The 23,826-nt window shown below is 60.7% G+C and carries 22 protein-coding genes and 1 pseudogene; 13 read left to right on the plus strand and 10 right to left on the minus strand.

The window, feature by feature from the left end:
• Positions 1-4: 4 nt before the first annotated feature.
• From cydB to D3M70_RS01515, 8 genes and pseudogenes are all read left to right on the plus strand, one after another.
• Positions 5-1,147, plus strand: a complete 1,143-nt coding sequence (gene cydB, locus D3M70_RS01475) for a cytochrome d ubiquinol oxidase subunit II (protein WP_120123752.1) — start codon at positions 5-7, stop codon at positions 1,145-1,147.
• A gap of 11 nt (positions 1,148-1,158) precedes the next feature.
• Positions 1,159-1,275, plus strand: a complete 117-nt coding sequence (cydX, locus tag D3M70_RS01480) for a cytochrome bd-I oxidase subunit CydX (RefSeq protein WP_120123903.1) — start codon at positions 1,159-1,161, stop codon at positions 1,273-1,275.
• Positions 1,265-1,567: a cyd operon YbgE family protein gene (locus D3M70_RS01485; protein WP_256659660.1), complete on the plus strand. Its 303-nt coding sequence runs from the start codon at positions 1,265-1,267 to the stop codon at positions 1,565-1,567. Before cydX ends, D3M70_RS01485 begins: the two co-directional genes overlap by 11 nt.
• Positions 1,568-2,140: 573 nt before the next feature.
• Positions 2,141-2,931: pseudogene (locus tag D3M70_RS01495) on the plus strand (LysR substrate-binding domain-containing protein); the annotation flags it as partial.
• Entirely contained in the window at positions 2,931-3,833 is a 903-nt protein-coding gene (locus tag D3M70_RS01500) for a LysR family transcriptional regulator (RefSeq protein WP_120123758.1), read from the plus strand. The pseudogene D3M70_RS01495 and the gene D3M70_RS01500, both read left to right, overlap by 1 nt.
• A gap of 176 nt (positions 3,834-4,009) precedes the next feature.
• A complete protein-coding gene (locus tag D3M70_RS01505) occupies positions 4,010-4,633 on the plus strand; it encodes a glutathione S-transferase family protein (RefSeq protein WP_120123760.1) in 624 nt (207 codons plus the stop codon).
• A 135-nt stretch (positions 4,634-4,768) separates the two neighbouring features.
• Positions 4,769-6,826: a pyridoxamine 5'-phosphate oxidase family protein gene (locus D3M70_RS01510; protein ID WP_120123762.1), complete on the plus strand. Its 2,058-nt coding sequence runs from the start codon at positions 4,769-4,771 to the stop codon at positions 6,824-6,826.
• A gap of 43 nt (positions 6,827-6,869) precedes the next feature.
• A complete protein-coding gene (locus D3M70_RS01515) occupies positions 6,870-7,073 on the plus strand; it encodes a hypothetical protein (protein WP_120123763.1) in 204 nt (67 codons plus the stop codon).
• Here the strand turns inward: D3M70_RS01515 and D3M70_RS31865 are convergent.
• Positions 7,057-7,197 (minus strand): hypothetical protein, encoded by a 141-nt coding sequence (locus D3M70_RS31865; protein ID WP_165869712.1) that lies wholly within the window; start codon positions 7,195-7,197, stop codon positions 7,057-7,059. The two genes, D3M70_RS01515 and D3M70_RS31865, sit on opposite strands and share 17 nt — an antisense overlap.
• On the opposite strand from D3M70_RS31865, the gene bla reads away from it, so the two are divergent.
• Positions 7,187-8,074 carry a class A beta-lactamase gene (gene bla, locus D3M70_RS01520; protein ID WP_120123765.1) on the plus strand — a complete coding sequence of 296 codons (888 nt, stop codon included), beginning with the start codon at positions 7,187-7,189 and terminating at the stop codon, positions 8,072-8,074. The genes D3M70_RS31865 and bla overlap by 11 nt on opposite strands.
• A 205-nt stretch (positions 8,075-8,279) precedes the next feature.
• Here the strand turns inward: bla and D3M70_RS01525 are convergent, their stop codons facing one another.
• From D3M70_RS01525 to D3M70_RS01555, 7 genes are all read right to left on the minus strand, one after another.
• Complete coding sequence (locus D3M70_RS01525; RefSeq protein ID WP_120123767.1) at positions 8,280-9,341, minus strand: SDR family oxidoreductase; 1,062 nt, start codon at positions 9,339-9,341, stop codon at positions 8,280-8,282.
• Positions 9,342-9,486: 145 nt separating this feature from the next.
• Positions 9,487-9,969: a DUF2938 domain-containing protein gene (locus tag D3M70_RS01530; RefSeq protein WP_120123769.1), complete on the minus strand. Its 483-nt coding sequence runs from the start codon at positions 9,967-9,969 to the stop codon at positions 9,487-9,489.
• Between the two features lie 357 nt (positions 9,970-10,326).
• Entirely contained in the window at positions 10,327-10,968 is a 642-nt protein-coding gene (locus D3M70_RS01535; protein ID WP_120123771.1) for a 3-oxoacid CoA-transferase subunit B, read from the minus strand.
• Between the two features lie 8 nt (positions 10,969-10,976).
• Positions 10,977-11,672, minus strand: a complete 696-nt coding sequence (locus D3M70_RS01540; protein ID WP_120123772.1) for a 3-oxoacid CoA-transferase subunit A — start codon at positions 11,670-11,672, stop codon at positions 10,977-10,979.
• 310 nt (positions 11,673-11,982) lie between these two features.
• A complete protein-coding gene (locus D3M70_RS01545; RefSeq protein ID WP_120123774.1) occupies positions 11,983-13,392 on the minus strand; it encodes an NAD-dependent succinate-semialdehyde dehydrogenase in 1,410 nt (469 codons plus the stop codon).
• A gap of 96 nt (positions 13,393-13,488) precedes the next feature.
• Positions 13,489-14,298, minus strand: coding sequence for a helix-turn-helix transcriptional regulator (locus D3M70_RS01550; RefSeq protein ID WP_120123776.1), 810 nt, complete (start codon positions 14,296-14,298; stop codon positions 13,489-13,491).
• A gap of 185 nt (positions 14,299-14,483) precedes the next feature.
• Positions 14,484-15,497, minus strand: a complete 1,014-nt coding sequence (locus D3M70_RS01555; RefSeq protein WP_120123778.1) for a DMT family transporter — start codon at positions 15,495-15,497, stop codon at positions 14,484-14,486.
• Positions 15,498-15,571: 74 nt separating this feature from the next.
• On the opposite strand from D3M70_RS01555, the gene D3M70_RS01560 reads away from it, so the two are divergent.
• Both D3M70_RS01560 and D3M70_RS01565 read left to right on the plus strand, forming a co-directional pair.
• The gene (locus tag D3M70_RS01560; protein WP_120123780.1) at positions 15,572-16,426 is read left to right on the plus strand and encodes a LysR family transcriptional regulator; all 855 of its coding nucleotides are present in this window, start codon (positions 15,572-15,574) and stop codon (positions 16,424-16,426) included.
• Positions 16,427-16,522: 96 nt separating this feature from the next.
• Positions 16,523-17,734 carry an MFS transporter gene (locus D3M70_RS01565; protein ID WP_120123781.1) on the plus strand — a complete coding sequence of 404 codons (1,212 nt, stop codon included), beginning with the start codon at positions 16,523-16,525 and terminating at the stop codon, positions 17,732-17,734.
• A gap of 23 nt (positions 17,735-17,757) precedes the next feature.
• Here the strand turns inward: D3M70_RS01565 and D3M70_RS01570 are convergent, their stop codons facing one another.
• A complete protein-coding gene (locus tag D3M70_RS01570) occupies positions 17,758-18,330 on the minus strand; it encodes a TetR/AcrR family transcriptional regulator (RefSeq protein WP_120123783.1) in 573 nt (190 codons plus the stop codon).
• 101 nt (positions 18,331-18,431) lie between these two features.
• Here D3M70_RS01570 and D3M70_RS01575 point away from each other — a divergent pair, with 101 nt between their 5' ends.
• Positions 18,432-19,868 carry an amidase gene (locus D3M70_RS01575; protein ID WP_120123785.1) on the plus strand — a complete coding sequence of 479 codons (1,437 nt, stop codon included), beginning with the start codon at positions 18,432-18,434 and terminating at the stop codon, positions 19,866-19,868.
• Between the two features lie 46 nt (positions 19,869-19,914).
• Here D3M70_RS01575 and D3M70_RS01580 read toward each other — a convergent pair whose 3' ends face one another.
• Complete coding sequence (locus tag D3M70_RS01580) at positions 19,915-20,901, minus strand: ribonuclease Z (RefSeq protein ID WP_120123787.1); 987 nt, start codon at positions 20,899-20,901, stop codon at positions 19,915-19,917.
• Positions 20,902-21,128: 227 nt separating this feature from the next.
• Between D3M70_RS01580 and D3M70_RS01585 the strand changes: the two genes are divergently transcribed.
• Complete coding sequence (locus tag D3M70_RS01585) at positions 21,129-23,711, plus strand: EAL domain-containing protein (protein WP_120123788.1); 2,583 nt, start codon at positions 21,129-21,131, stop codon at positions 23,709-23,711.
• The last annotated feature ends 115 nt before the right edge of the window (positions 23,712-23,826 follow it).

Here is a 23,826-nt window from a genome sequence, read left to right on the forward strand (position 1 = left end):
CACGATGTTCGATTACGAGACACTCAAACTGATCTGGTGGGTGCTGATCGGCGTGCTGCTGATTGGCTTCGCCCTGACCGACGGCTTCGATCTGGGCGCAGCGATGCTGATGCCGTTCGTGGGCCGCAGCGACAACGAAAGAAGGGTGGTGATCAACACGATCGCCCCGCACTGGGAAGGCAATCAGGTGTGGCTGATCACCGCCGGTGGCGCGCTGTTCGCGGCCTGGCCGCTGGTGTATTCGGCCGCGTTTTCCGGGTTGTACTGGGCACTGCTGCTGGTGCTGTTCGCGCTGTTCGTGCGGCCGGTGGGCTTCGATTACCGCAGCAAGCTGGAGAACACCCGCTGGCGGCAAAGCTGGGACTGGGGGCTGTTCGTCGGGGGGCTGGTGCCTTCGCTGGTGTTCGGCGTGGCGTTCGGCAACCTTTTGCTGGGTGTGCCGTTCCAGTTCGACGAGACCCTGCGCTCCAGCTATCAAGGCAACTTCTGGCAACTGCTCGGCCCGTTCGGCCTGCTGGCCGGTGTGGTCAGCCTGAGCATGCTCGGTCTGCACGGCGGCAGTTGGCTGATGATGCGCACCGAGGGCGCGATCGCCCGTCGTTCACGGCGTGCGGCGCAGTGGCTGTCGCTGGTGTTCCTGCTGTCGTTCATCGGCGCTGGCGTGTGGTTGCTGGTCGGTGGCATTCAAGGGCTGGAGATCACCTCGGCGTTCGACGCCAGTGCCGCGCTCAACCCGCTGGGCAAGACCGTCGCCGCATCGAACCCCGGCTGGATGGCTAACTACCACGCGCATCCGTTGACCGTGATTGCTCCGTTGCTGGGGATTTTCGGTGGCTTGCTGGCGCTGCTCGGCGCCAGCGCGGGGCAGGGCAGAACGGCGTTTCTGGGCAGCAGCCTGGCGATCGTCGGCGCGCTGTGTACCGCAGGCTTCGCGATGTTTCCGTTCGTCATGCCGTCCAGCCTTGATCCGGCGTCCAGCCTGACCGTCTGGGACGCAGTGTCGAGCCACAAGACCCTGACCATCATGATGATCGCGGCGGCCATCTTCGTGCCGTTGATCCTCTGCTACACGCTGTGGTGCTACGCCAAGATGTGGGGCAAGGTCACCACCGCGCACATCGACCATAACCCTCACGGGCTCTACTAAGGAGATATGTCATGTGGTATTTCGCCTGGATACTCGGCGTGTTGCTCGCCTGCAGCTTCGGCATCATCAACGCCTTGTGGCTGGAGTCGTCGGACGCCAATGCTCTGGAAAACAGTCGTGACAGCTGATGCGTGGGTCGCACCCTTCAAGCATGCCATCGGCCGGGCTTTGTCCCTGCTGATGGCGGTGCCCCTGAGCCTGGTGCTGCTGATTCATCCGGCCTCGATGCTCAACGCCGACGGCCACTACTCCCACAGTCTGCTGATGCTGATCATGTGGGGCGTGGCCGGTGGTTTCGTGCACGGCGTAGGCTTTGAGCCGCGGGCGCTGGTCTGGCGGGTGATGTTTCACCCTCTGCTGGCGTGGGGCTTGATGGCCGTGGGGTTCGGGATGTGGGTGATGGCGCGTCAGTGGTTGTGACGCGCTGGATAATCGACAACCGCTTGCGTCGTTCACAGTGACCGTTCATTGAGCACCGACCTTGTGGGAACCGGCTTGCTGGCGAAAAGCGGTGGTTCAGTCGACATTGCGTTGTCTGGAATGACGTTTCGCGAGCAAGCTGGCTCCCACGGCCTTCGCCCAGAATCAAAACTCGAATCACGCCGCAATCTGCTTCTGCCGGAGGCGTGGGAGCCCGACTTGTCGGCGATCTGGCGCGCAGCGGCAGCAAAACCTGTGCATACGGTGGGTCTGATATCCAATCGCTGATCTTGCTGCCGGTGCCGGGCAGATCGCTGGCGAGGTGGAGCGCCACCCCCGGCAGCTCCCAGCCTTGCGCCAGAATCAAGTAGGCGCCAGCAAGCTGTCTCCCACGAGAAATCGAGGATTGGAAGATTGCGTTCCGTCTGACGGATCACGCATCGAGACGCTACTATCGCAACCACCTAGATGAATGCGGTCGAGCTGAGCCCGATGGATAGATTTCAGGAGATGCAGGTGTTCGTCGCCGTGTGCGAAGAGCGCAGTTTTGCCACCGCCGCGCGACGTCTGAANTTGGCACGCTGCTGCTGTCGCGCACCACCCGCAGCGTGCATCTGAGCGAGGCGGGTCAACGTTATCTCACCGATTGCCGACGCATTCTCAGCGAACTCGAAGAAGCCGAAGACTCCGCTGGCGGCAGCATCGCCGCACCGGTCGGCCAGCTTACAATCACCGCCTCGATGCTCTTCGGCGAGCTGTTCGTGATGCCGCTGGTGGTGGGCTATCTGCAGCAATACCCTGGCGTCAGCATCAACGCGCTGTTGCTCGACCGGGTCACGCAAATGGTGGAAGAGGGCATCGATGTGGCCGTGCGCATCGGTCATTTGATGGACAGCACCCAACATGGCGTAAAGGTCGGCGAGGTGCGCCGAGTGCTTTGCGCATCACCCGACTACCTCGCCGCCCATGGGCGGCCGCAGCATCCAGAAGACCTCAAACAACATCGACTGGTCGTCTCGCATGCCAGTGTGCTTCTGCGGCGCTGGGAATTCATGGAGGGCGGCAAGCCGTTGCATGTCGACCTTCAATCGCGATTGACCGTATCGGCGAATCAGGCCGCAATCACGGCCGCGACCATGGGGTGGGGCGTCACTCGCGTGTTGTCCTATCAGGTCGCGAGTCAGGTGGCCAGCGGCGCGCTGGAACTGGTGCTCGAAGAATTCGAAGAGCCTGCCCTGCCGATACACGTCTGTTATCAGGCGGAACGGAAAGTGTCGGCCAAGGTGCGCACGTTCGTCGATTACTGTGTCGAGCGCATGGCGCAAGATCCGGCGATCAGGGCGGCAGGACGGAGTCATCGCTGATGGACCGCCACCAGCAGATGACCGTGTTCGATGCCGTTGCCACGGAACAGGGGTTGGCGGCGGCGTCGCGCAGGCTCGGCGTGTCCGAGGCGACCGTCAGCCGCGCGCTGGCCGCGCTGGAAAGGCGTCTGGGCACCCGATTGCTGATGCGCAGCACCCGTGGCGTGACATTGACCGAGGTCGGCCGCGTGTTTGCCGTTGACTGTTCGCGCTTGCTGCGCGCGGTGGAGGAAGCGGAAGCATCGGCCAACGGACTGCACGTCGAGCCTCGCGGTTTGCTGAAGCTGGTCACGCCGCTGCTGTTTGGCGACCGCTTGCTGATGCCGGTGGTGCTCGACTATATGGACGCAAGGCCTGGCATCGAAATGTCCGTGACCTACCAGGACAGCTTTCCCAATCTGCACGAGGAGGGCATCGACGTCGCCGTGCTCATCGGGGCGCTACCGGATGGCTACATGGTCGCGCGCAAGGTCGGTACGGTGCGGCAAATGATCTGCGCCAGCCCGGCGTATCTGGAGCGTCGAGCCGCGCCACGCACGCCGGTCGATCTTGCCGGGCATTCGCTGGTGTTCTGCACGGCCAGCAACCGGATGCTGGAGTGGCGCTTTCAACGCGAGGGCTCGCTGCGTAACGTCGCCTTGAAGCCTACGCTGCGTTGCACCACGCAGTTGGCCGCCATCAATGCTGCGATCAATGGCGCAGGGCTCGCGTCCTGCCTGAGCCACGAAGTCCATGAGCATCTTGAAGCGGGGCGTTTGTGCCCGGTACTCGATGGCTTTGAGCCCGATTCGCTGCCGGTGCACCTCGTGTACCGCGAGGGCAGGCGCGCATCGGCGCGGGTGCGCAGTTTCATCGACTTCGCCGTGGAGCGCCTGCGCCAGCACCCGGTGCTGCGGCACTGACCGCGTTGCTTCCCTCCCTGATCATTTCATTGAGTGAAATGCTGGATTGCCTTTTCTGGTGATTCTGCGCTTTGGCGTCGTGGATCATTATTGGGCCATCAGCGCGGTGAACCGGTTGACGACAACCCACCTTGCGCGCTGACCCAATACCCACGACAGCCTCAGGAGCCAAACCCATGAATGCCATCAAGCTCTATCACTTTCCATTGTCCGGCCACTCTCATCGTGCCCAGCTGATGCTGTCGCTGCTGGGGCTCGATCCACAGATTGAATTCGTCGATCTGGCAAAGGGTGCGAACAAACGCCCCGAGTACCTGGCAATCAACGCGTTCGGCCAAGTGCCGGTGATCGACGACAACGGAACACTCGTCGCTGACTCCACGGCGATTCTGGTGTACCTGGCGAAGAAATACGACACCACGGGCAAATGGCTGCCGGCCGACGCTGCCGGTGCCGCACAGGTGCAACGCTGGCTGGCAGTCGCCGCGGGTCAGATCAACAACGGCCCGGCCCGTGCTCGCCTGATCACCGTGTTCGGCGCCGGCTTTGACCCTAAAGACACCATCGACCGTGCTCACGCTGTGCTGCAAGTGATCGAGACTCACCTGGACGGTCGCGAATTTCTGGCTGCCGACCATCCCACCATCGCCGATGTTGCGGGCTACAGTTACATCGCTCATGCGCCGGAAGGCAACGTCTCGCTGCAGGAATATCCGAATGTACGTGCCTGGCTTGCGCGAATCGAAGGCCTGGAAGGCTTCGTGCCAATGCCCAAGACCAAGGCCGGCCTGGTGGTTTGATCCCATGCTGAAGGCGACCGCCCAGGACGCCGATCTTCTATAGCAGTGCGGCTTGCCCGTGGTCGCGATGCCCCAGATGGCGCCGCCAGCGAGCCCTGCTGCTACAGACCTCTACACCTTCAGGGAGTCCGCGTCATGAACGACATCACTTCCGAAAGACCCTCGCCCTGGCATTCTGGCGAGATCGAACTGCAAGCCAGGGTTGGCGTCGCCGAGCGCATGGGCGTTGTGGGCAAGAAAGTCATCCGTGACTACATGCCCGACCAGCACCGCGAATTCTACGAGCATCTGCCGTATATGTTCATCGGCGCGGTGGACGCCGAGGGCTGGCCGTGGGCGAGCCTGCTGGACGCCGACGCAGGTTTCATCGCCTCACCCGATCCTCGACATCTGCAGTTTTCCCGTCTGCCAGACAGCGACGACCCGATGGCCGCGCACTTCGTACCGGGCGCGGCCGTGGGCATGCTCGGCATCGACTTGCACACCCGTCGGCGCAACCGCATCAACGGCCATGTCGAGCAGGTCACTGATCGGGGTTTTTCGGTATTGGTCGAGCATTCGTTCGGCAACTGCCCGCAGTACATCCAGTTGCGTGAACTCAAACAGATAGCGTTGCCCAAAGTGACGCAGCGCGCGCCGGTCGAGCGCATGAGCGCACTGGATGAGGCCGCCGTGGCAACCATTCGCGCCGCTGACACTTTTTTTGTCGCCAGCTACGCAGACCTTGAAGGCGATCAGCCGCACCGCTCGGTGGACGTGTCCCATCGCGGCGGGCAGGCCGGTTTCGTGCGGGTCGAAGGCGACGTGCTGACCATTCCCGATTTCGCCGGCAACCTGCATTTCAATACCCTGGGCAACTTTCTGGTCAATCCGAGAGCAGGGCTGGTGTTCATCGATTTCACCACCGGCGATCTGTTACAGCTGGTGGGCCGCACCACCGTGATTCTCGACGGCCCGGAAATCGCCGCCTTCCAGGGCGCCGAGCGGCTCTGGCAAGTGAAAGTCGAGGCCGTCGTGCGTCGTCCGCAGGCCTTGCGTTCACGCTGGGAATTCCAGGGTTTTTCCCCCAACAGCCTGATGACCGGGGACTGGGACCAGACTGCCGCCCGTCTGCAGGCCGATGCGCTGCGTGATCAGTGGCGGCCGTTGCGAGTGACGCGCATCGCCGACGAAAGCGCAGGCATTCGCTCCTTTTACTTCGAGCCCGCCGACGGCGCCGGCCTGCCTGCGTTCAAGGCCGGTCAGCATTTGCCATTGCGCCTGCTGCTGGAAGGGCAGAGCAAACCGGTGATACGCACCTACAGCTTGTCGAGCGCGCCGTCCGATGGCTTCTTCCGCATCAGCGTCAAACGTGACGGGCTGGTGTCAGCGCACCTGCACGACGCCCTCAAGGTCGGCGATCTGATCGACGGCCGTGCGCCGCAGGGCAGCTTCGTGGTCGACGCTCAGGAGCGCCGTCCGCTGGTGCTGCTCGGGGCGGGAATCGGTGTCACGCCCATGCTGTCGATGCTGCGTGAGGTGGTTTACGAGGGGCTGCGCGTGCGTCGCATGCGCCCGACCTGGTTCATCCAGAGTGCACGTCGTCTGGTGGATCTGGCTTTTCGCGAAGAATTGGACACACTGGTTGCCAAAGCCGGGGAACAACTGACGGCTGTCCGTCTGCTGAGCCAGCCCGAGCGCGAGGCTCGTTTAAGCAAAGACTTTCACCTTGCAGGTCGTATTGACCTGAATCTGCTCAAAGCGCTGTTGCCGTTCAACGACTTCGATTTTTATGTCTGCGGACCGGCCAGCTTCACCCAAGGGCTGTATGACGAGCTGAGGGCCATGCATGTCCGTGACGAACGGATTCATGCCGAGACTTTCGGTCCCTCGACCCTCAAGCGCACCAGCGATCAGCCGACTGTCGCGCTGCTACAGCCGCCTGCCGCCACCGAATCGGTGCCGGTGCTGTTCGAACGCTCCGCCAAGGAAGCCCGCTGGCAACCCGATGGCGGGACGTTGCTGGAACTGGCAGAGAGTCGTGGCCTTGAACCCGAATACAGTTGCCGCGGCGGTTCCTGCGGTACGTGCAAGACGCGGCTCGTCAGCGGCCAGGTGCATTACCCGGTTCCACCCGCCGAAATGCCGGCGGCGGACCACGTGCTGATCTGCTGCGCAGTCCCGGCCTCAGGGCCGTTGGTGCTCGATCTGTAAACATCCATGCGTGTGCAGAACATGTTTGACGGGAGTATTTGCGATGAGTGAATGGCCAGTGTTCGAGAAAGAAGACGATCCCAATCTGATGCATGCCACCGAGCAGGAAGTGTCGTGGCTGTTGCCGCAATCCCTGGCCTCACTGGCCGGGGAACTGGCCGCCAGCCACGAGGAACATGACAACCCTGCGACCCTGCGTCTGATCACCTGGGTGCGCTCGGTTTCCACGTTCAGTCGACATCGGTGATCGAAGACTCGACCGGGTGTTTGCGTTTGAGTTGATCGTCGAAGCCGGGCAGCGATAGCGCAATGTTGCCGCTTCGGCGATCATGTCGCTCATTCATCACCACAAGGACGTGTATGTCGATCACCCGCAGAAACCTGATCGGAGCCTCGCTGCTGACCGTTCCGGCGCTATGGAGTCTCCATGCCCTGGCCGCTGACGCCGGCGCCGCGCCAGGACCTTCAATCGAAGCACAACTCGCTGCACTGGAGCTCCGTCATGGCGGGCGTCTGGGCGTGGCGATTCTCGACACTGGCAACCAGCGCCTGGTCAGCCACCGTGGTGAGGAACGCTTCGCCCTGTGCAGCACCTTCAAAGCCCTGGCCGCCGCCTACGTTTTGGCGCGGGTCGACCTCAAGGATGAGGACCTTTCGAGGCTGATCGTCTATGGCCAGGATCAGTTGGTGACCTATTCACCTGTCACCGAGCAGCACGCAGGTGAGGGCGGGTTGAGCGTCGGCTCGATCTGCGAAGCCGCCGTCACCCTCAGCGACAACACCGCAGCCAACCTGTTGCTCGACAGTTTCGGCGGTCCCCCGGGGCTGACGGCGTGGCTGCGCTCGATTGGCGATCAGACCACTCGACTTGACCGCCATGAGCCCGAGCTCAATGAAAACCGCCCCGGCGATCTTCAGGACACCACCACCCCGATTGCCATGCTGCAAAGCTTGCGCACACTGCTGCTCGGCGAGGTGTTATCCGGCGCATCGCGGGATCAGTTGAGCGCCTGGCTGGCCAGCAACAAAACCGGCGACCAGAAGCTGCGCGCTGGCTTGCCCAAAGGCTGGCGGGTAGGGGACAAGACAGGATCGGGGAGCAACAACGCCAGCAACGACGTGGCGATTGTCTGGCCGACCGACCGGCCACCGCTGATCGTGACGGTCTATTACTCCGAGTCCAAAGCCACCAGCGAACAGATCAACTCGCTGATGGCCGAGGTCGGGCGCCTGGTCGCGACGGTTTAAACCGCTTGCCCCCGGCGTCTTTTGAATCGCTGCCGCCGGCAAGCCGGACTGCTACAGAGGCGGTGTCGGCTGCACCTGATGGTTCGTCGGATCATGCGCTGTAGCAGCACGGCTTGCCGGCGGTGGCGTCTTTTGAATCGCTGCCGCCGCCCGGCGGACGGCTACAGGTGATTACCGCACAGCGTCTGCAGGATGCTGTTCAAGATTACGGAATCAACTTGCGCGCCCGCAATTCATCGAACACATCGAAAAACGCCTGATCGCTCGCCTGAAATTCCTTGAACCCCAATGCCCGGCTTTTCGACATGTCAGTGACCACCTCGATCGGCCGTCCGAGGTCAGCGTCGGTGTGCCAGGGGGAAACCAGGCGATGGATGTCAGCCTCCTTCAAACCGTTCTCACGGACGATGTCGCTCCACGCGGCCTGATCGTCGGCCATCTGGGTTTCCAGTGGCGACACGCTTGGCGGATAAGCGGCTGGATGCAGACCGAAATACTCGGCGATTTGCCCCCACATCCATTTCCAGCGGAACACATCGCCGTTGGTGACGTTGAAGGCCTGATTCGCCGCCGCTGGCGTCGTCGCGGCCCACAACTGTTGTTTGGCCAGTTGCCGCGCATCGGTCATGTCGGTGAGGCTGTCCCACTGCACGCGAGAGCCCGGAAACACGAACGGCCGGCCGGTGGCTTTGCAGATCGAGGCATACACCGCCAGCGTCGTCGCCATGTTCATCGCGTTGCCCACCGCGACACCGGTGACTGTGTGCGGACGATGCACGCTCCAGGTGAAACCGTCGCGCTCGGCAGCGGCAAACACCTCGTCTTCCTGGGCGTAGTAAAAGTTCTCGATGTCCAGACGGCCCTGTTCTTCACGAAACGGCGTTTGTGGCAGCGAACCCTTGCCGTAGGCTTCAAACGGACCCAGATAGTGTTTAAGGCCCGTCACCAGCGCGACATGCTTGACGCTTTTGCCCGGACTCAGCGCGTCCAGCACGTTGCGCACCATCGCCGCATTGACCTTGATGTTCTCGGCTTCGGTGGCCTGGCGCGACCAGGTGGTGATGAACACATGGCTGGGCTTGATGGCTTCGAGCGCCTGTTTCACCGACGTCGGGTCCTGCAGGTCCGCCGCGACGGGAATCACGCCTTCAGCCTGAGCTGGATGACGGGAGAGGGCGGCGACCTGCCAGCCGTTCTCCAGCAACAGTTGAGTGGTTGCACTGCCGACGATGCCGCTGGCGCCGACGACCAAAGCGGTCTGAGTCATGAGGGGGCTCCTTTGAAGGGTGAAGAAGAGAGGCCTGGGCGGCCCTGAAGATTCAGAACCGCAGGGACGGGCAGAGGTTCAGCCGGAAGCACCGCCGTTTGATCCGAGACAGCACAACCGAGCGACCGCTCAACTGACCGACAGCTCAACCGACCAGCAACGCCGTGCCGTACATACCGATGGCGAAGACAACGTGACCGACGACATTTTGCAGCCGCGCCACGGTCGGGTTCGGTGCCTTGTTGCACGCCACGCCGACGCCCATCCCCGGTTGCAAGATGAACCAGCCCGCGCCAATGGTGACCAGCCCGACGATCAATGCCGGGAAAAAAGTCGGAGAATGCGCCCACTGCACACCCCAGATCAGCAGCAAAGCGGCGGCGAACACAATGCCGACCACGTAATGCAGGGTCCAGCCGATCCGCAGCTCATGGGGTACTTCAGGGGAATGGTTGATGCCGTTTCGATGCACGAACTGACCCTTGCGCATCCCGGCGAACCAGCGACCGACCAGGTGCCAGGGCGGGGTTGGCAGCCCCAGCGTTGCCTTGAGCAATCGCGCCCAGAGGTCCAGTAATGCCGTGCCGCCGATGCCAATGAGGATTGCGAAGAAGATGAATTCGAACATGTCGTTCCTTGAGAGGGTCGGTGATCAATACGTTCGTAGTGGCGGTACACGTTATCAGCTTTGGCGGGGCGATATCAGCCAGCGATGAAAGCGACGTCAGACCGCGTGCAACAGGCGCAACGCAAAGGGCGCGTTACAGCACTCTCGGTCGCTATGGCGAGCGGGTAGCATGGTCGGCGGGGGCGGGGGGCAGTCGGCGGTCGCCCAAGTGCAGAGAATGCACTGGCCGAGCTGCAATGGAGTCGGGAAAAGGCGCACCAGACGACCTTCAAGAAGATCGTCGGTGAGCATGATTTCAGCGTCGGATTCGACACCGCGAGGGCAGCCAGGGGCAGTGCTGCGGGCGGAGCCCACCGATCACTTGATCAGCGGCACGCCACTGAGCTTCTGCAACTCGTCAAAGTCGATGTCAGAGCAGATCTCAACCACTTTCAGGCCCTCGGATGTCACTTCCAGCACTGCCAGGTCGGTGTAAATGCGGCTCACGCAACCGATGCCGGTCAACGGGTAAGTGCACTCCGGCACGATCTTGCTTTCGCCAGACTTGGTCAGGTGGTCCATCATCACGAACACCTGACGGGCGCCGGTGGCCAGGTCCATCGCGCCGCCCACGGCCGGGATCGAACCTTCGGCGCCGGTGTGCCAGTTAGCAAGGTCGCCCTTGACTGACACCTGGAAGGCGCCCAGTACGGCGATGTCCAGATGGCCGCCGCGCATCATCGAGAAGGAATCGGCGTGGTGGAAGAAGGCCCCCCCGGTGAGCAGGGTGACGTGTTGCTTGCCAGCGTTGATCAGGTCATCGTCTTCCTCGCCCGGCGCCGGACTTGGGCCCATGCCCAGCAGACCGTTCTCGCTGTGCAGGAAAATCTCCTTGTCGCCCAGATAGTTGGCCACAAGCGTCGGTGCGCCAATGCCGAGGTTTACGTACGCCCCTTCCTGAATGTCTTTGGCCACGCGCTGGGCCATCTCGGTGCGGGAGAGCTTTTTGATAAGGGTCATGGCGGGCCTCAGACAGCGTTGGCGATCGAAGAAGCGGCAGTGCCACGGACGGCAACCACGCGCTGGACGAAGATACCCGGAGTGATGATGTGTTCCGGGTCCAGTTCACCGAGTTCGACGATCTGGTCGACCTGGGCGATGGCGGTTTTCGCGGCCATGGCCATGATCGGGCCGAAGTTACGTGCGGCCTTGCGGTAGATCAGGTTGCCCCAGCGGTCGCCCTTGTACGCCTTGATCAGCGCGAAGTCGGCGTGCAGCGGCATTTCCAAGACGTACTGGCGGCCGTCGATCTCGCGGGTTTCCTTGCCTTCGGCCAGCAGGGTGCCGTAGCCGGTCGGTGAGAAGAACGCACCGATGCCAGAGCCCGCTGCACGGATACGCTCGGCCAGATTGCCTTGCGGCACCACTTCAAGCTCGATCTTGCCGGCCCGGTACAGTTCGTCGAAGACGTAGGAGTCGGACTGGCGCGGGAATGAGCAGACCACCTTGCGTACGCTGCCCGCCTTAAGCAGGGCCGCCAGGCCGATCTCGCCGTTGCCGGCGTTGTTGCTGATGATGGTCAGGTCGCGGGTACCGGTCTCGATCAACGCATCGATGAGTTCGGATGGCATGCCGGCAGTGCCGAAGCCTCCGACCATGATGGTTGAACCATCGGTGATTCCTTCCACCGCGCTGGCGATGGATTCGAACGTTTTATTGATCAAAGCGAGCTCCTGGTTGTTCCTGGAGTGGGGATTGTCGAACTGGCCGTCGGACGGTGAAACCCGAGGGCCAGTAGCGATTGGCGTTGTTTGCGGGTCTGTGCTGGAGCTTGCCGCAAGAAGGGGCAGCGAGTGGAGGGGATTTAGCTGAATCCGTGCGGTTATCGAACGGTTGTGCGATCTGCGAGCAGTGCAGTGCTGCTCGCGGCGGCCCCTTTTCCCGGTGGCAACCCCGCACGGCTGCCGGACGGGGCTCGGGAAACGATCACCCATGATGTTTTTTCTCTGCACTTCAGGGGCGTCGTAGGGGCGTTCAGTCGATGGTTTTGGCCCATACGGCCTGTGCGTTGGTGAATTCCCGCAAGCCGAAATGCGAGAGCTCGCGACCGTAACCGCTCTTCTTCACGCCGCCCACCGGAATGCGCGCGTTGGTTGCAGGGAAGCCATTGATGAAAACCCCACCGGTTTCCAGGCGACGAGCGATGCGTTGCGCGCGCGTCAGGTCCTGAGTCCACAGGCTGCCGCCCAACCCGTAGTCGCTGGTGTTGGTCAGCACGATGGCGTGTTCGGCGTTTTCTGCGACGGTAATGGCGGCGACAGGTCCAAAGGTTTCTTCATCGAACGCGGCCATGCCAGGCTGGACGTTGGCCAGCACAGTGGGCTCGTAGAAGTTGCCTGGACCTTCAATCTTTTTGCCACCGAGCAGCAGAGTCGCGCCGGCGGCGAGGGTGCGCTGGACCTGGCCATCGAGTTCGTCGCGCAGATCGCCGCGTGCCATGGGACCGACGTTGTTGGCATTATCCAGGGGGTCACCGACCTTCAACTGTTTGACTGCGGCCACGAACTTACGGGTGAATTCTTCGGCGATCGGTTGCTCGACGATAAAGCGCTTGGCAGCGAGACAGACCTGGCCTGCGTTCTGGAAACGGGCTTCGACGGCGGCCTTGACCGCCAGGTCGATATTGGCATCGGCGAGCACGATGAAGGCGTCGGAGCCGCCCAGTTCCAGAAGGCTCTTTTTCAGTGCCTTGCCAGCGGTGGCCGCCACTGCCGAACCTGCACGCATGCTGCCCGTCAGGGTCACTGCGGCGATGCGCGGGTCTTCGATGGTGCGAGCCACGGTTTCATTGTCGGCGATGAGGTTGATGAACAAGCCTTTCGGGAAGCCTGCCGCTTCATAAGCGTCCTGCAGCGCGTAGGCAGAGCCCATGACATTCGGGGCGTGCTTGAGCATGAACCCGTTGCCCGACAGCATGATCGGCCCCGACGCACGAATCACTTGCCACAGAGGGAAGTTCCACGGCATCACGGCGAGGATGGTGCCAATGGGCAAGAAGGAAACGTGAACCTGATCGTCTCCGTCTACGTTGACAGGCTCATCGGCCAGGATCGCCGGGCCATTGTCCGCAATCCAGTCGAGGGTGGCCGCACACTTCTCGACCTCTGCGCGGGCCGAAACCAGGGTCTTGCCCATTTCAGCGGTGATCAGTGCCGCGAAGGTTTCCGAACGCTCGCGCAGGGTCGCGGACAGACGACGATAGGCCGTGACACGTTCGCGCATCGGGGTGGCACGCCACAAGCGGAAGGCCGCGGCGTTTACGTCCAGCAGTTGCTCGACTTCGCTCTGGGTCTGAAACGGATAAGTCGCGATCAGTTCACCGGTCGCCGGGTTACGCGAAGTGGCGAAGGCGGAGAGGGTCGAAGTTGCGTTCAGGTTGGTCATCGGTATCACCTCGTTGGCGGTGGTGCAGCGCGTTTTGCGCTGCGATGACCGTCACTCTAGGGAAGCCCGACAGGACCAGTAAGGCGTGTTGTTATCCTATGACTGCGGGTCATAGGCAGTGTGCCGAGGAATATAGGTGACCAGCGAAAGATCCGGACGGCCCTCAGGTGTCAGGGCCACGTAGGTGAAATCGATATAGCCACTCACCGGATGCAACAGACGCTTGCGCCCTTCGTCGAAGCCTTTGACGTCGGTGTCCTGCCACCACTCGCGAAACTCCGCGCTCAGTGCAGACAGCTCCTCGATCAGGCTGTCGAAAGGCGCCTTGTCCTGCGCCAACGCGCGGGAAGCGCGGAAAGCGCTGATCATTCCCCGCGCCATCTGTTCCCAATCCAGGATCACGGTTCGATAAGGGATGTACAGGAACAGCAGGCGCAGGGTATTGCGCTCATGGGGTTCCAGCGAACCGTAGTCGACGAACAAGTCGGTGATGGCATCGTTCCACGCCAGAATGTCGAGTCGTGAATTACGCACGTAGGCCGGAATGGGATTGATCGCGCGCACGAGCATTTCCAGCCCTGCGCTGACCCCGCCGCCCGTTTCAGCCGCGGGTGCTTCAAGCGCAGACAATGCAAACAGGTGAGCCGACTCGACGCGGTCGAGTTTGAGCACTTTGGCGATGCGGCGCAGTGCGTCTGGCGAAGGCTGGATATCGCGGCCCTGTTCAAGCCAGGTGTACCAGCTGACGCTGACGCCGGCCAGTAGCGCCACTTCCTCCCGGCGCAGGCCGGGCGTGCGACGCGGGCCCTCGGGCAGGCCGAAATCCTTGGGCTCCAGACGGGCACGTCGGCTGGAAAGGAATTTCCCGAATTCCCGGCGCTGTTCCACGGAGGGTCTTTTCGCCATACGTTGGTGTTCCTTGTTTGCACTGATCGATACGCGTCGATGAATAAGATCTGCTTTTGAAGCACCGGGCAACTGAAAACTTGCTCAACCCGCTCAGTGCGTGGGCTTTGGTTCGACGATCTTGAGCGAGTTGGACGCAGATATGGCGTCTCATGGCGCGGCGGCTAGCCTGACCCGAAGCAGCGTCACGCTCGAGAAGTCACGGATTTTTTCGCTGCTGCGTTTTCATGAGGGGCAGCATTTGGGCTGTCGGTGTCACATGACGCGGTTTTAGCCCGGCGTGCCTCGGCGCGCACCACCATCCAGATGCCTGCGGCAGAAATCGCCATCCCTGCCGCCATCGCCCATGACAGCGGTTCATCGAACATGGCCCAGGCCCAGAGCATTGTGATCGGCGGGCTGAGGTATAGCACGCTGGCGACGCGAGTCGCAGAGGTCCGGCGCAAACACATCCAGTACAAGCCATAACCGCCAAGCGTAGACAGGGCCACGGTCCACAATACGCTCAAAGCGAAACCCGCCGTGGGGATCGGTAAAAGACTGCCCTGGCTGCCCTCGATGGCGGCGAAGGCAAAACTCGATACGAAGCACTGGAGCCAGAGGTTGGGCAGCAGCCCCATCGCCTGCGACGTGCTGGCGTTCTTTTGCCACAGCGTTGCCACTGCCAGAGAGAGCATTCCCGCCACCGGCAAGCCGTAGGCCCACAGCGGTGCATCGCCCATGACCAGCGCGCCATGCGTCACCCACAATACCCCGACCAGGCCGACGATCAGCCCCACCCAGACCTGGCGCGCCAACCGCTCGCCCAGTGCCAGTGCTGCCAGCAGCGCCATCCCCAGCGGCAGCAGGTCCGCGCACAGCGCCGCCAGACCCGCCGGAACGCCAAGTGCGATGCCTTGTGTCACGCCAGTCAGGTATCCCGCCATGGCCAGCAGTCCTATGCCCGCATTTTTCAGCAAGATCGAAAAAGAGGTACTGCGCAGGGTGCGATAGACGAAGGGGAGTAGAACGAGGGAAACCACCACACAACGCCAGAACACCACCAGCAGCGCCGGGGCGTAATCGATGGAAAAGCGTGCGCCGATGAATCCGGAACTCCAGGTGAGCAGTAGCCCGGCCTCAAGCAAGGGTAGCGGCAACGTGCGAAGCCAGTGGCGACGAGTCGGCTTGTCGGGATGAGTCGAGATGTGCTGGTTCATTCCCACAGGCTACGAGAGTGGGGTAGTCTAATAAATCAAAATATCATGCAGTAATTGTTCAGCAGGATTGAATCATGACGGCGATTCTCGACATCGATCTGTTGCGCACCTTTCATGCCGTGGTGCGCATTGGGAAATTCAGCGCAGCCGCCGAGCAGCTGCATAAAAGCCCGGCCGCGGTGAGCGTCCACATTCAGCGTCTTGAGGCAGTGGCAGGCGGTCGACTCCTGAATCGAGATAACCAGTCAGTTTCCCTCACTGTGCTGGGAAAGCGCCTGCTGATCTCGACCGCCGAGCTGTTGCGTACACACGATCAGGCCTTGGCGGATCTGCATGGCACTCAGCTCGCAGGGCGCATTACGTTGGGGGTTCCCGACGAATACGCGACGCATGTCATTCAAGACATCCTGCCGACCTTTATCGCTGCTTGGCCGAACGTGGTGCTGGAACTCAAGACCGGGCCGAGCTATGCGCTGAGAGACCTGGTGCAGCGCGGCAAATTGCAGGCCGCGGTGGTCGCGCAGCCCAAGGGAGAGGCAGGCCCCGACACCGAGGTGCTGATGTCCACCACGCCCGTCTGGGTCGGACCGACCAATGCTGCGGTGGCGCTCAAGGATCCGCTGCCCCTGGCCGTTCACGCCGTGCAATGTCCTTATCGCGAAGCCATGAATGAATCGCTCAAGGCGTCAGGCCGCCGCTCGCGGATCGTCCTGGAAAGCCCCTCCAATCAGGCAGTCAAGGCGTGTGTGGAGGCGGGGTTGGCGGTCAGCCTGATTGACCGTGGGAAAGTCACCGACCGCATGCAGATGCTGGAGGGGCTGCCGGTCATTCCTGACCATGACATTGTGTTCGTGCGCAGCACTGCGTCACGTGGAGATGAGGCTGTAGAGTTGCTGGCGCAAGCGATGCGTCGGTCTTTTCGGTTGTAGACCGGAGGCTTCATCAGCCGCTACTGGGAAGCCGAAGCTGGATGTGTAACGATATGTTTCCCGGCTGTGATGCGGCCACCACAGGAAACGACGCAGATGCTCGCTGCCTTCAGACACTATCCGTTTTCGGTCAATTTGCTGTTGCTGTCGTCGCTTTTCCTGACAATGGGCCGCGCCATTACCTTGCCCTACATGGTTATTTATCTGTCCTCCAACTTCACGTTGGGGGTCAGTGATATCGGTCTGGTAGTCGGCAGTGCCATGCTCGTTGGCTCGTTGCTGAGCGTGTATGGCGGCTACCTCACGGACAAAATATCCAGCTATCGATTGATCCTGAGCTTCACGGGGTTCTTCACCCTGGGCTTCATCGGAATGTGCGTTACCGCGCACCTCTGGATGTTTTTCCTGTTCCTGGTGGCATTCAATTTTGCTTACTCGGTGATCGATATTGTGGTGAAGGCCGCGTTCGGCAAACTGCTGCCAGAAGCCGAACGTGGCAAAGTGTTTTCAGTGCGCTACTCGCTGATCAATATCGGCTACGCGGTGGGGCCGTTCATTGGCGCGGGGTTCGCGCACATGGACATGAAATTGCCGTTCCTCATATCAGCGGCCTTGGGCGTTGGGACCTTTCTGACGTATATGGTCTGGGGCGACAGGACGCTCAGTCCTACTGACCGGGCCAGTCCGCCAGTCTCCTTCGCTGCTGTGGGTCGCATCCTGCTGAAGGATTATCGTCTGGTCTGCTTCACCATTGGCGGCGCGCTGAGCGCAGTGGCGTTCGGTCAGTTCACCGGCTATATCTCGCAATACCTTGTGACCACGAGCACACCGGAATTCACCTATCAGGTCATCAGCGCGGTGGTGGCCGTGAATGCGACGGTGGTGATCTGTCTGCAGTACCTCGTTGGCAAACGCATCACCAACGAGCATCTGAATCGATGGTTGACCGCGGGCTTCAGTCTGTTTCTGCTGGGGGTCGTCGGATTTGCGTTGTCCACCAGCGTGTTGCATTGGGCGCTGGCAGTCGGAATATTCACCGTGGGCGAAGTCATTGTTTTCCCCGCCGAGTACATGTTCATCGATCGCATCGCGCCCGAGCACTTGCGCGGCATGTATTACGGTGCGCAAAACCTGTCGAGCCTTGGCGGCGCACTGGGCCCGATACTGTGCGGATTTGCATTGGCCTCTCAGCCGCCGCATTTCATGTTTTATATGCTCGCTGGCTTCATCGTCGCGGGCGGGTGTTTTTACTTGATGGGTGCCTCGTATTCCAACCGCCATGACCCTGGGCGCAGTGATCACGGTTGATAGAGCATCATGCGAGGGGGGCGTTAATGCCCCAGGCGCCGGTTCACCATCTTGACCAGGCGCTCGCCGACTTCATCGATCCCCTTGTTCTGCGCCACGACCTGGGCGCCCTCCATGAGGAGAGTCAGCTCCTGCGCAACATCCTCAGGCTCGCTCAAGGCCATGGCGGTGCAGAGTGCAGTCACTCGCGCGAACTGCGCTTTTTTGTGGGCTTCGATTAGCTGACGGGCCGGATGATCAACCTCTGGCAGCTCTGCCAACGTATTGGTGAACGGGCAGCCGCGGTAACCCGAACCTTCCAGACCCGCAACGATGAAGTCAAGAAATCCCATGAGTTGCTGGCGTGGCGAATCTGGATGCTCCGATGCCAATCGGTCGAAGACATCGCTGTAGCTTTCGGTTAGCCGCTCAAGCCACTCCAGAACCAGAGCATCCTTATTTTCAAAGTGTCTGTAGGCGGTCATTTTGGTTGACCCTGCCAATGCCGCGATAGCGTCCACACTGACGCGGGTAATTCCTTGCTCCATGAACAATGTCTGAGCTGCCTCGACGATGCGTTCCCTCGGGGGCAGTTGCGGTGTCGGTGGCGTACGCATAGAGAATCTCCTCTTGACAATGATACCCATGGGTATCGCATGATACTAATAAGTATCTACCGATACTTGTGAGTAACTATCATACTGAAGTGGAGAATGTCATGCACCTTCGAGAGTACGCTGCTCACGATGCCACGGGGCTGAGCCAACTGATACGGACCAGGCAGGTCAGCGCGCAAGAGGTTCGTTCTGTGGCCTTACAAGCCATAGAGACGCTTAACCCGCACCTTAATGCACTGGTCGAGACGTGGCATGACGAACCCGCGCCGCAATCAGGCGATTTTTACGGCGTGCCTTTTCTGATCAAAGATTTGGGCATCGCCGCGCAGGGACGTCGGAGTGAACTGGGCAGTTCCTTGGCACTTGGTTGCTCGGCCGAAGCCGACTCACATCTGATGCGCCGCCTGCGTCGTGCCGGCTTGATGCCGCTAGGCAGGACTACCACCCCCGAGTTCGCCGCAAGCACCACTACTGAAAGCCGTCTCACTGGACCGACCCGTAATCCTTGGGATGTGGAACGCAGTGCCGGGGGGTCAAGCGGCGGTTCCGGGGCGGCGGTAGCGGCCGGCATGGTACCCGTGGCTCACGCCACTGATGGTGGTGGCTCAATCCGTGTCCCAGCCTCGCTTTGCGGTCTGTTCGGCTTGAAGCCCAGCCGTGGACGGGTGCCAATGGGCCCCGATGTTGACGAGGTCTGGAGCGGCCTTGCCGTGCATGGCGTCCTGACTCGTACGGTGCGTGACAGTGCTGCATTGCTGGACGCTGTCCAGGGCCACGCCGCAGGTGACCCCTTTCAGATTCCGTCGCCGGTGATCAGCTTCCTCGAACAATCCCGGCGTGAGCCCGGTGCATTGCGCATCGGCGTGCAAACTCGGCCGCTTGACGGTCAAGCGCTGCATCCAGCGGTGCAAACTGCATTGCTGGAGACCGTGCGGCAGATTGAAAGTCTTGGGCACAGGGTCGAGGAAATTGAACCGAATATCGGGTTGAGCTGGGAGAGTTTCGTAGAGCTCAATGGCCGCTTCTGGTCCTCCAACACCGCCGCCTGGATCGATGCAATTGCAGCGGCAACAGGCCGCAGTATCGATGCCACTCACCTGGAGCCGGCGACTCTGTCGCTATACCAATACGGCAAGACCTTAAGTGCGACCGATCTATTGGGCGCGTTGTTTGAGCGCAATGTCGTCGCCAGAAGGCTTGGCAGTTATTTCCAGCGCTACGATCTATTGCTTTCGCCGACCTTGCCAAACTTGGCGCCGGTGGTCGGTCAGTACAATGCGCAACAGGAATATCTGGATGGGCGAGGCTGGATGAATCAGGTGTTCAGCCAATCACCGTTCACAGCGCTGGCAAATGTTATCGGTGCCCCAGCAATGTCAGTACCGCTGTCACACGATCCTCAGACCGGATTACCGATTGGCATGCAGTTCATGGCCAGGTTTGGCGATGAAGGCATGCTCCTAGCGCTGGCAGGGCAACTGGAGCGCGCACTGCCTTGGGCGGGTCGTCATCCGAGGGTGTGGGCGGGCAATCTTTGAAAGGCCGAGGAGGCGGTGATTGTGCGATCACCGCCGCCGCTGCCGTCTAAAGCTCGTTGGGCGCTGTCCTTACTGAGTCGGGGAGCCAGGTGAGCCGCCCGTCACGTGCCAGGCGATAACGTCTGAGGTCCCTGGCCAAAATGAGCTCGCCACTGAAGCTCTGTTGCGCCTCAGCGTGGATGTCTTCGATCGAGGGGCTGCGTTCAGGATTGTCCTGATACCGCGCGCTAAAATGTGTCAGCACAAGGTTTTTAACGCCGACGTCTTGAGCAAAGCGCGCAACGGATGCTGCGGTGCTGTGGCCATACTTTTCTCGACCTTTTGCCAGCTCTTCGGTGAACGTTGCCTCGTGCACCAGAACGTCAGCATTGCGCGCGACATCCTCGAGCAATTCGGGCGTGTCGTTGTCACCGCACACAATCACTCGACGTGGAGGCTGGGTAGCCTGCAGATAATTTTCGGCAATCAGCAAACGTCCTTCGTGCTCTACATCATGGCCCCGGGCAAGTTCTCCCCACACTTCACCGCGAGGAATGGCTTGGTCTTCCAGGCGTTGCACGTCCAGACGCGCGTCACGGTTGATTTCGTCGAACACATAACCATGGCAAGGCACACGGTGCGAAAGCGCTACCGCGCCGACCTGAAGATTGCCCCCTTGCCAGCCGGCGAATGTCTCTGCCGCCTGTAAGCGAAGTTCGAAGCCCAGATGCGATCCAGTGACGCTGAGCCCTTTAAGCACCCAGTCATGCAGCGCCTGCGGCAGGATCACATCCAGCGCTTCAGTGCGCCCAGACATGCTGGCAGTGGTCAGCAGACCGGGCAGGCCAAAGCAGTGATCGCCATGGACGTGGGTGATGAAGATGCCGCGCAAAGAATGGAGTGACAGGGAGGTGCGCAACAGACGATGCTGCGTTGCCTCGCCGCAATCCACAAGACACCAGTTTTTCCCGGTGGATTCAACGACTGCCGTGCCGCTGACATTACGAATCCGAGTAGGTACGCCAGCGCTGGTACCCAGAAAGAGCAGGTCCACGTTCTTCCCCTCTTGATCAATGCGGATTTGGCGACCAGCCCCGGCCGATCAACAGTGTGCCAGCCCGTGCGCCGCGAAGCGCCGTGACCTGTCCGCAAAATGGCTTGAAATCAATAGACCCTCAAGGGTCAGCACCCATTCATCTCGAGTATTCAAACTCAACATCTTTCGCACCGTGCCGATACAACCCGTAGGCATGTCTCGCAAAAAAATGCGCTACGGAAACCATGAAAAATCTGCCCACGTCCCTTAAGCCCGAAAACCACCGCTCCAGTGTTGCTCTGACACGCAGCTCTCTTTTTAATTTCGTCGCCTTGTTGATAGGTGTCTTTCTGCTGGCGAGCTGTATGTTGCTTTTTCTGGCCAGGGATCTCGATAAAACCGAGGAAGAAGAAAGCGCTTTTTACACCGCCAAAGCCGTACACGCCTCAGAGAAGGCCGTGGGTTCGACGCTCAAGGACTACGCATTCTGGGGAGACGCTTACAAACACCTGCATCTACAGGTGGACCCTGAATGGGCCTATGTTCGCCAGAATATCGGGGCGACGCTCTATGCAGACTTCGGGTTCCAGGGGCTGTTCGTCATCGACGAGCATGGCAGGACCGTTTATGCAGTGGTCGATGGCGAGCTAAAAAATATCTCGATTGAGGATTGGCTGGGGCAGCCACCCGGCGCTTTGGTTGCCCAGGCGCGTAAGGCGGCATCGGAGGAGGCGCCCGTCACCTCCTTCATGGACGTGAAGGGAGTTCCCGCAATTGTCGCCGCTGCGGCCATCACTCCAGGCACGGACCCGACGGTCGAACCCGATGATCGAGCCGCGTCTGTGCTGATTTTTGTCGATCTCCTGACCGACGAAAAACTGGCTAAGCTGGGCCAGGATTACGGTGTCAAAGATCTTCGTGTCGCCACGCCCACCGAGCGCCATCAGGCTTCCTATTTTGCGCTTGGAGATGATGGCCAGGGCGGTGCCTTACGCTGGACGCCGCCCACGCCGGGTCATCGCCTTCTCGCCCTCGGATTACCCCTCACCGGCTTCGCTGCGCTGCTGGTCTGCTTGATGGCATGGGTGATCTTGCGCCGTACCACCGCTGCTGCAAGTGCGCTGGATGAGAGCTACCTTTCGCTGCAGCGCAGCCAGGCGGCCCTGGCCACGAGCGAGGCCAGGTTTCGCGATGTCGTCGAGGCGAGTTCAGACTGGGTCTGGGAGATCGATCAGCAATGGCGCTTCACCTATCTTTCCGAGCGGTTTGAAACCGTCACCGCGTTCTGTCGACAGGACTGGATCGGCGTCTCCATAGACTCGTTGCTCAGCAGTCAGATGGGGACTGTTTCGCAGTGGCTGTCGATTCCGAATCGCAAACCGGACATCACGGTCTGCTGCCGATATATCAATACCCAAGGCGAGGAACGTGTCACTCGCCTTTCTGCTCGCCAGCTACCCGACGGTGGTTTTCGCGGAACCGCCACTGATATTACTGAGGAGGTCGAAGCGCGTCGGCGAATTGAGTTTTTATCTCAGCACGATGCCCTCACAGGTCTTCCAAACCGTGTCAGGCTGCAAGAGTTTCTGGATGGGAAATTCAAGGCGCTGCCGACCAAAGAGCAGCCGCTGGTCATGCTCAGTCTGGACCTGGACAGATTCAAACCTGTGAATGATCTGCTGGGACACGCTGCCGGTGACCGAGTGCTCAACGACATTTCGGCTCGGCTCTCGGAGTGTGTTCGCCACGGAGATCTGGTAGCGCGTGTAGGCGGGGATGAGTTCGTGCTGATTCTCACCGATGCGAAGGATCCGCAGGAGATTGAGTCGTTATGCCGCCGTCTCATTGAGTCGATCGAACTGCCTGTGGTGATCGATGACCAGGAAGTGTTTGTCAGCGCCAGCATTGGTATCGCGATGGCGCCGACCGACGCGCGCGAGGCTGCCGAGTTGCTGCGTTACGCAGACATCGCCCTATATGAGGCGAAAGCCGGCGGTCGCAGCACCTGGCGTTTTTATGCCGGTGACATGAATGCTCGCATCATCGAGCGGCGTCGCCTGGAGCGGGATCTGCGATTCGCGATCAAGCATGGAGAACTGAGGTTGCACTTCCAGCCCCGGTTCAGGATCGCTGACGGCAAGATGGTAGGGGCCGAAGCGTTGGTGCGCTGGCAACATCCTCAGAGAGGGTTGGTATCGCCGGAGACGTTTATACCGATTGCCGAAGAAACGGGGCTGATTTTACCGTTGGGCGACTGGGTCATGAGGACAGCATGCAGCTATGCAGCGCAATGGCCGTCCCACCTTTTCGTTTCGGTGAATCTCTCTCCCGCTGAATTCAAGCGCGGTAATCTGATTTCACGGGTTCAACAGGCCCTCGTGGAGAGCAGCATTGCACCGTCTCGCGTTGAGTTCGAGATCACAGAGGGTGTGATGCTCGAGGACGCCGTCGGTGCTTTGGAGGTGATGCACAAACTCAAACGCCTCGGGGTTCGCATCGCCATGGATGACTTTGGTACCGGATATTCTTCACTGAGCTATCTTCGCACCTTTCCATTTGATGGCCTGAAGATAGACCGCTCCTTTCTGACCCGCCTGGGTGAGAGTGAAGACGACCAGACCATCGTTCAGGCGATTGTCGGTCTGGGTAAGGCGCTTTCGTTGACCGTGACAGCGGAAGGCATTGAAACGGCCGAACATCTGGCGTTGTTGAAAGCGGTGGCCTGCGAAGAAGGTCAAGGCTACTTCCTGAGTCGTCCACTGGAAGCGGAGGCCTTTGATGCACTGCTGGGCGAGACGCAACGCTTAGAGTTGGATATGAAGCGTTGAGCGAAGCAACGCTCACGACTGTGGGCCGGACTTTTCCACGCGACACAAGGCGCGCAGGAGTTGCCCGGCGACTATGCAGATTAACGTCTCCTTTTGAGCAAAGCCCAATTCAGTT

Source organism: Pseudomonas sp. LS-2 (assembly GCF_003605735.1).
GTDB lineage: Bacteria > Pseudomonadota > Gammaproteobacteria > Pseudomonadales > Pseudomonadaceae > Aquipseudomonas.

Coding starts and splice junctions, on each gene's coding strand:
- D3M70_RS01505 (WP_120123760.1), top strand. CDS start 4,010: ATGAATGCCATCAAGCTCTATCACTTTCCATTGTCCGGCCACTCTCAT.
- D3M70_RS01555 (WP_120123778.1), bottom strand. CDS start 15,497: ATGAACCAGCACATCTCGACTCATCCCGACAAGCCGACTCGTCGCCAC.
- D3M70_RS01570 (WP_120123783.1), bottom strand. CDS start 18,330: ATGCGTACGCCACCGACACCGCAACTGCCCCCGAGGGAACGCATCGTC.
- D3M70_RS01560 (WP_120123780.1), top strand. CDS start 15,572: ATGACGGCGATTCTCGACATCGATCTGTTGCGCACCTTTCATGCCGTG.
- D3M70_RS01550 (WP_120123776.1), bottom strand. CDS start 14,298: ATGGCGAAAAGACCCTCCGTGGAACAGCGCCGGGAATTCGGGAAATTC.
- D3M70_RS01575 (WP_120123785.1), top strand. CDS start 18,432: ATGCACCTTCGAGAGTACGCTGCTCACGATGCCACGGGGCTGAGCCAA.
- D3M70_RS01530 (WP_120123769.1), bottom strand. CDS start 9,969: ATGTTCGAATTCATCTTCTTCGCAATCCTCATTGGCATCGGCGGCACG.
- D3M70_RS01515 (WP_120123763.1), top strand. CDS start 6,870: ATGAGTGAATGGCCAGTGTTCGAGAAAGAAGACGATCCCAATCTGATG.
- cydX (WP_120123903.1), top strand. CDS start 1,159: ATGTGGTATTTCGCCTGGATACTCGGCGTGTTGCTCGCCTGCAGCTTC.
- D3M70_RS01535 (WP_120123771.1), bottom strand. CDS start 10,968: ATGACCCTTATCAAAAAGCTCTCCCGCACCGAGATGGCCCAGCGCGTG.
- D3M70_RS01585 (WP_120123788.1), top strand. CDS start 21,129: ATGAAAAATCTGCCCACGTCCCTTAAGCCCGAAAACCACCGCTCCAGT.
- D3M70_RS01510 (WP_120123762.1), top strand. CDS start 4,769: ATGAACGACATCACTTCCGAAAGACCCTCGCCCTGGCATTCTGGCGAG.
- D3M70_RS01565 (WP_120123781.1), top strand. CDS start 16,523: ATGCTCGCTGCCTTCAGACACTATCCGTTTTCGGTCAATTTGCTGTTG.
- bla (WP_120123765.1), top strand. CDS start 7,187: ATGTCGATCACCCGCAGAAACCTGATCGGAGCCTCGCTGCTGACCGTT.
- D3M70_RS01545 (WP_120123774.1), bottom strand. CDS start 13,392: ATGACCAACCTGAACGCAACTTCGACCCTCTCCGCCTTCGCCACTTCG.
- D3M70_RS01525 (WP_120123767.1), bottom strand. CDS start 9,341: ATGACTCAGACCGCTTTGGTCGTCGGCGCCAGCGGCATCGTCGGCAGT.
- D3M70_RS01500 (WP_120123758.1), top strand. CDS start 2,931: ATGGACCGCCACCAGCAGATGACCGTGTTCGATGCCGTTGCCACGGAA.
- cydB (WP_120123752.1), top strand. CDS start 5: ATGTTCGATTACGAGACACTCAAACTGATCTGGTGGGTGCTGATCGGC.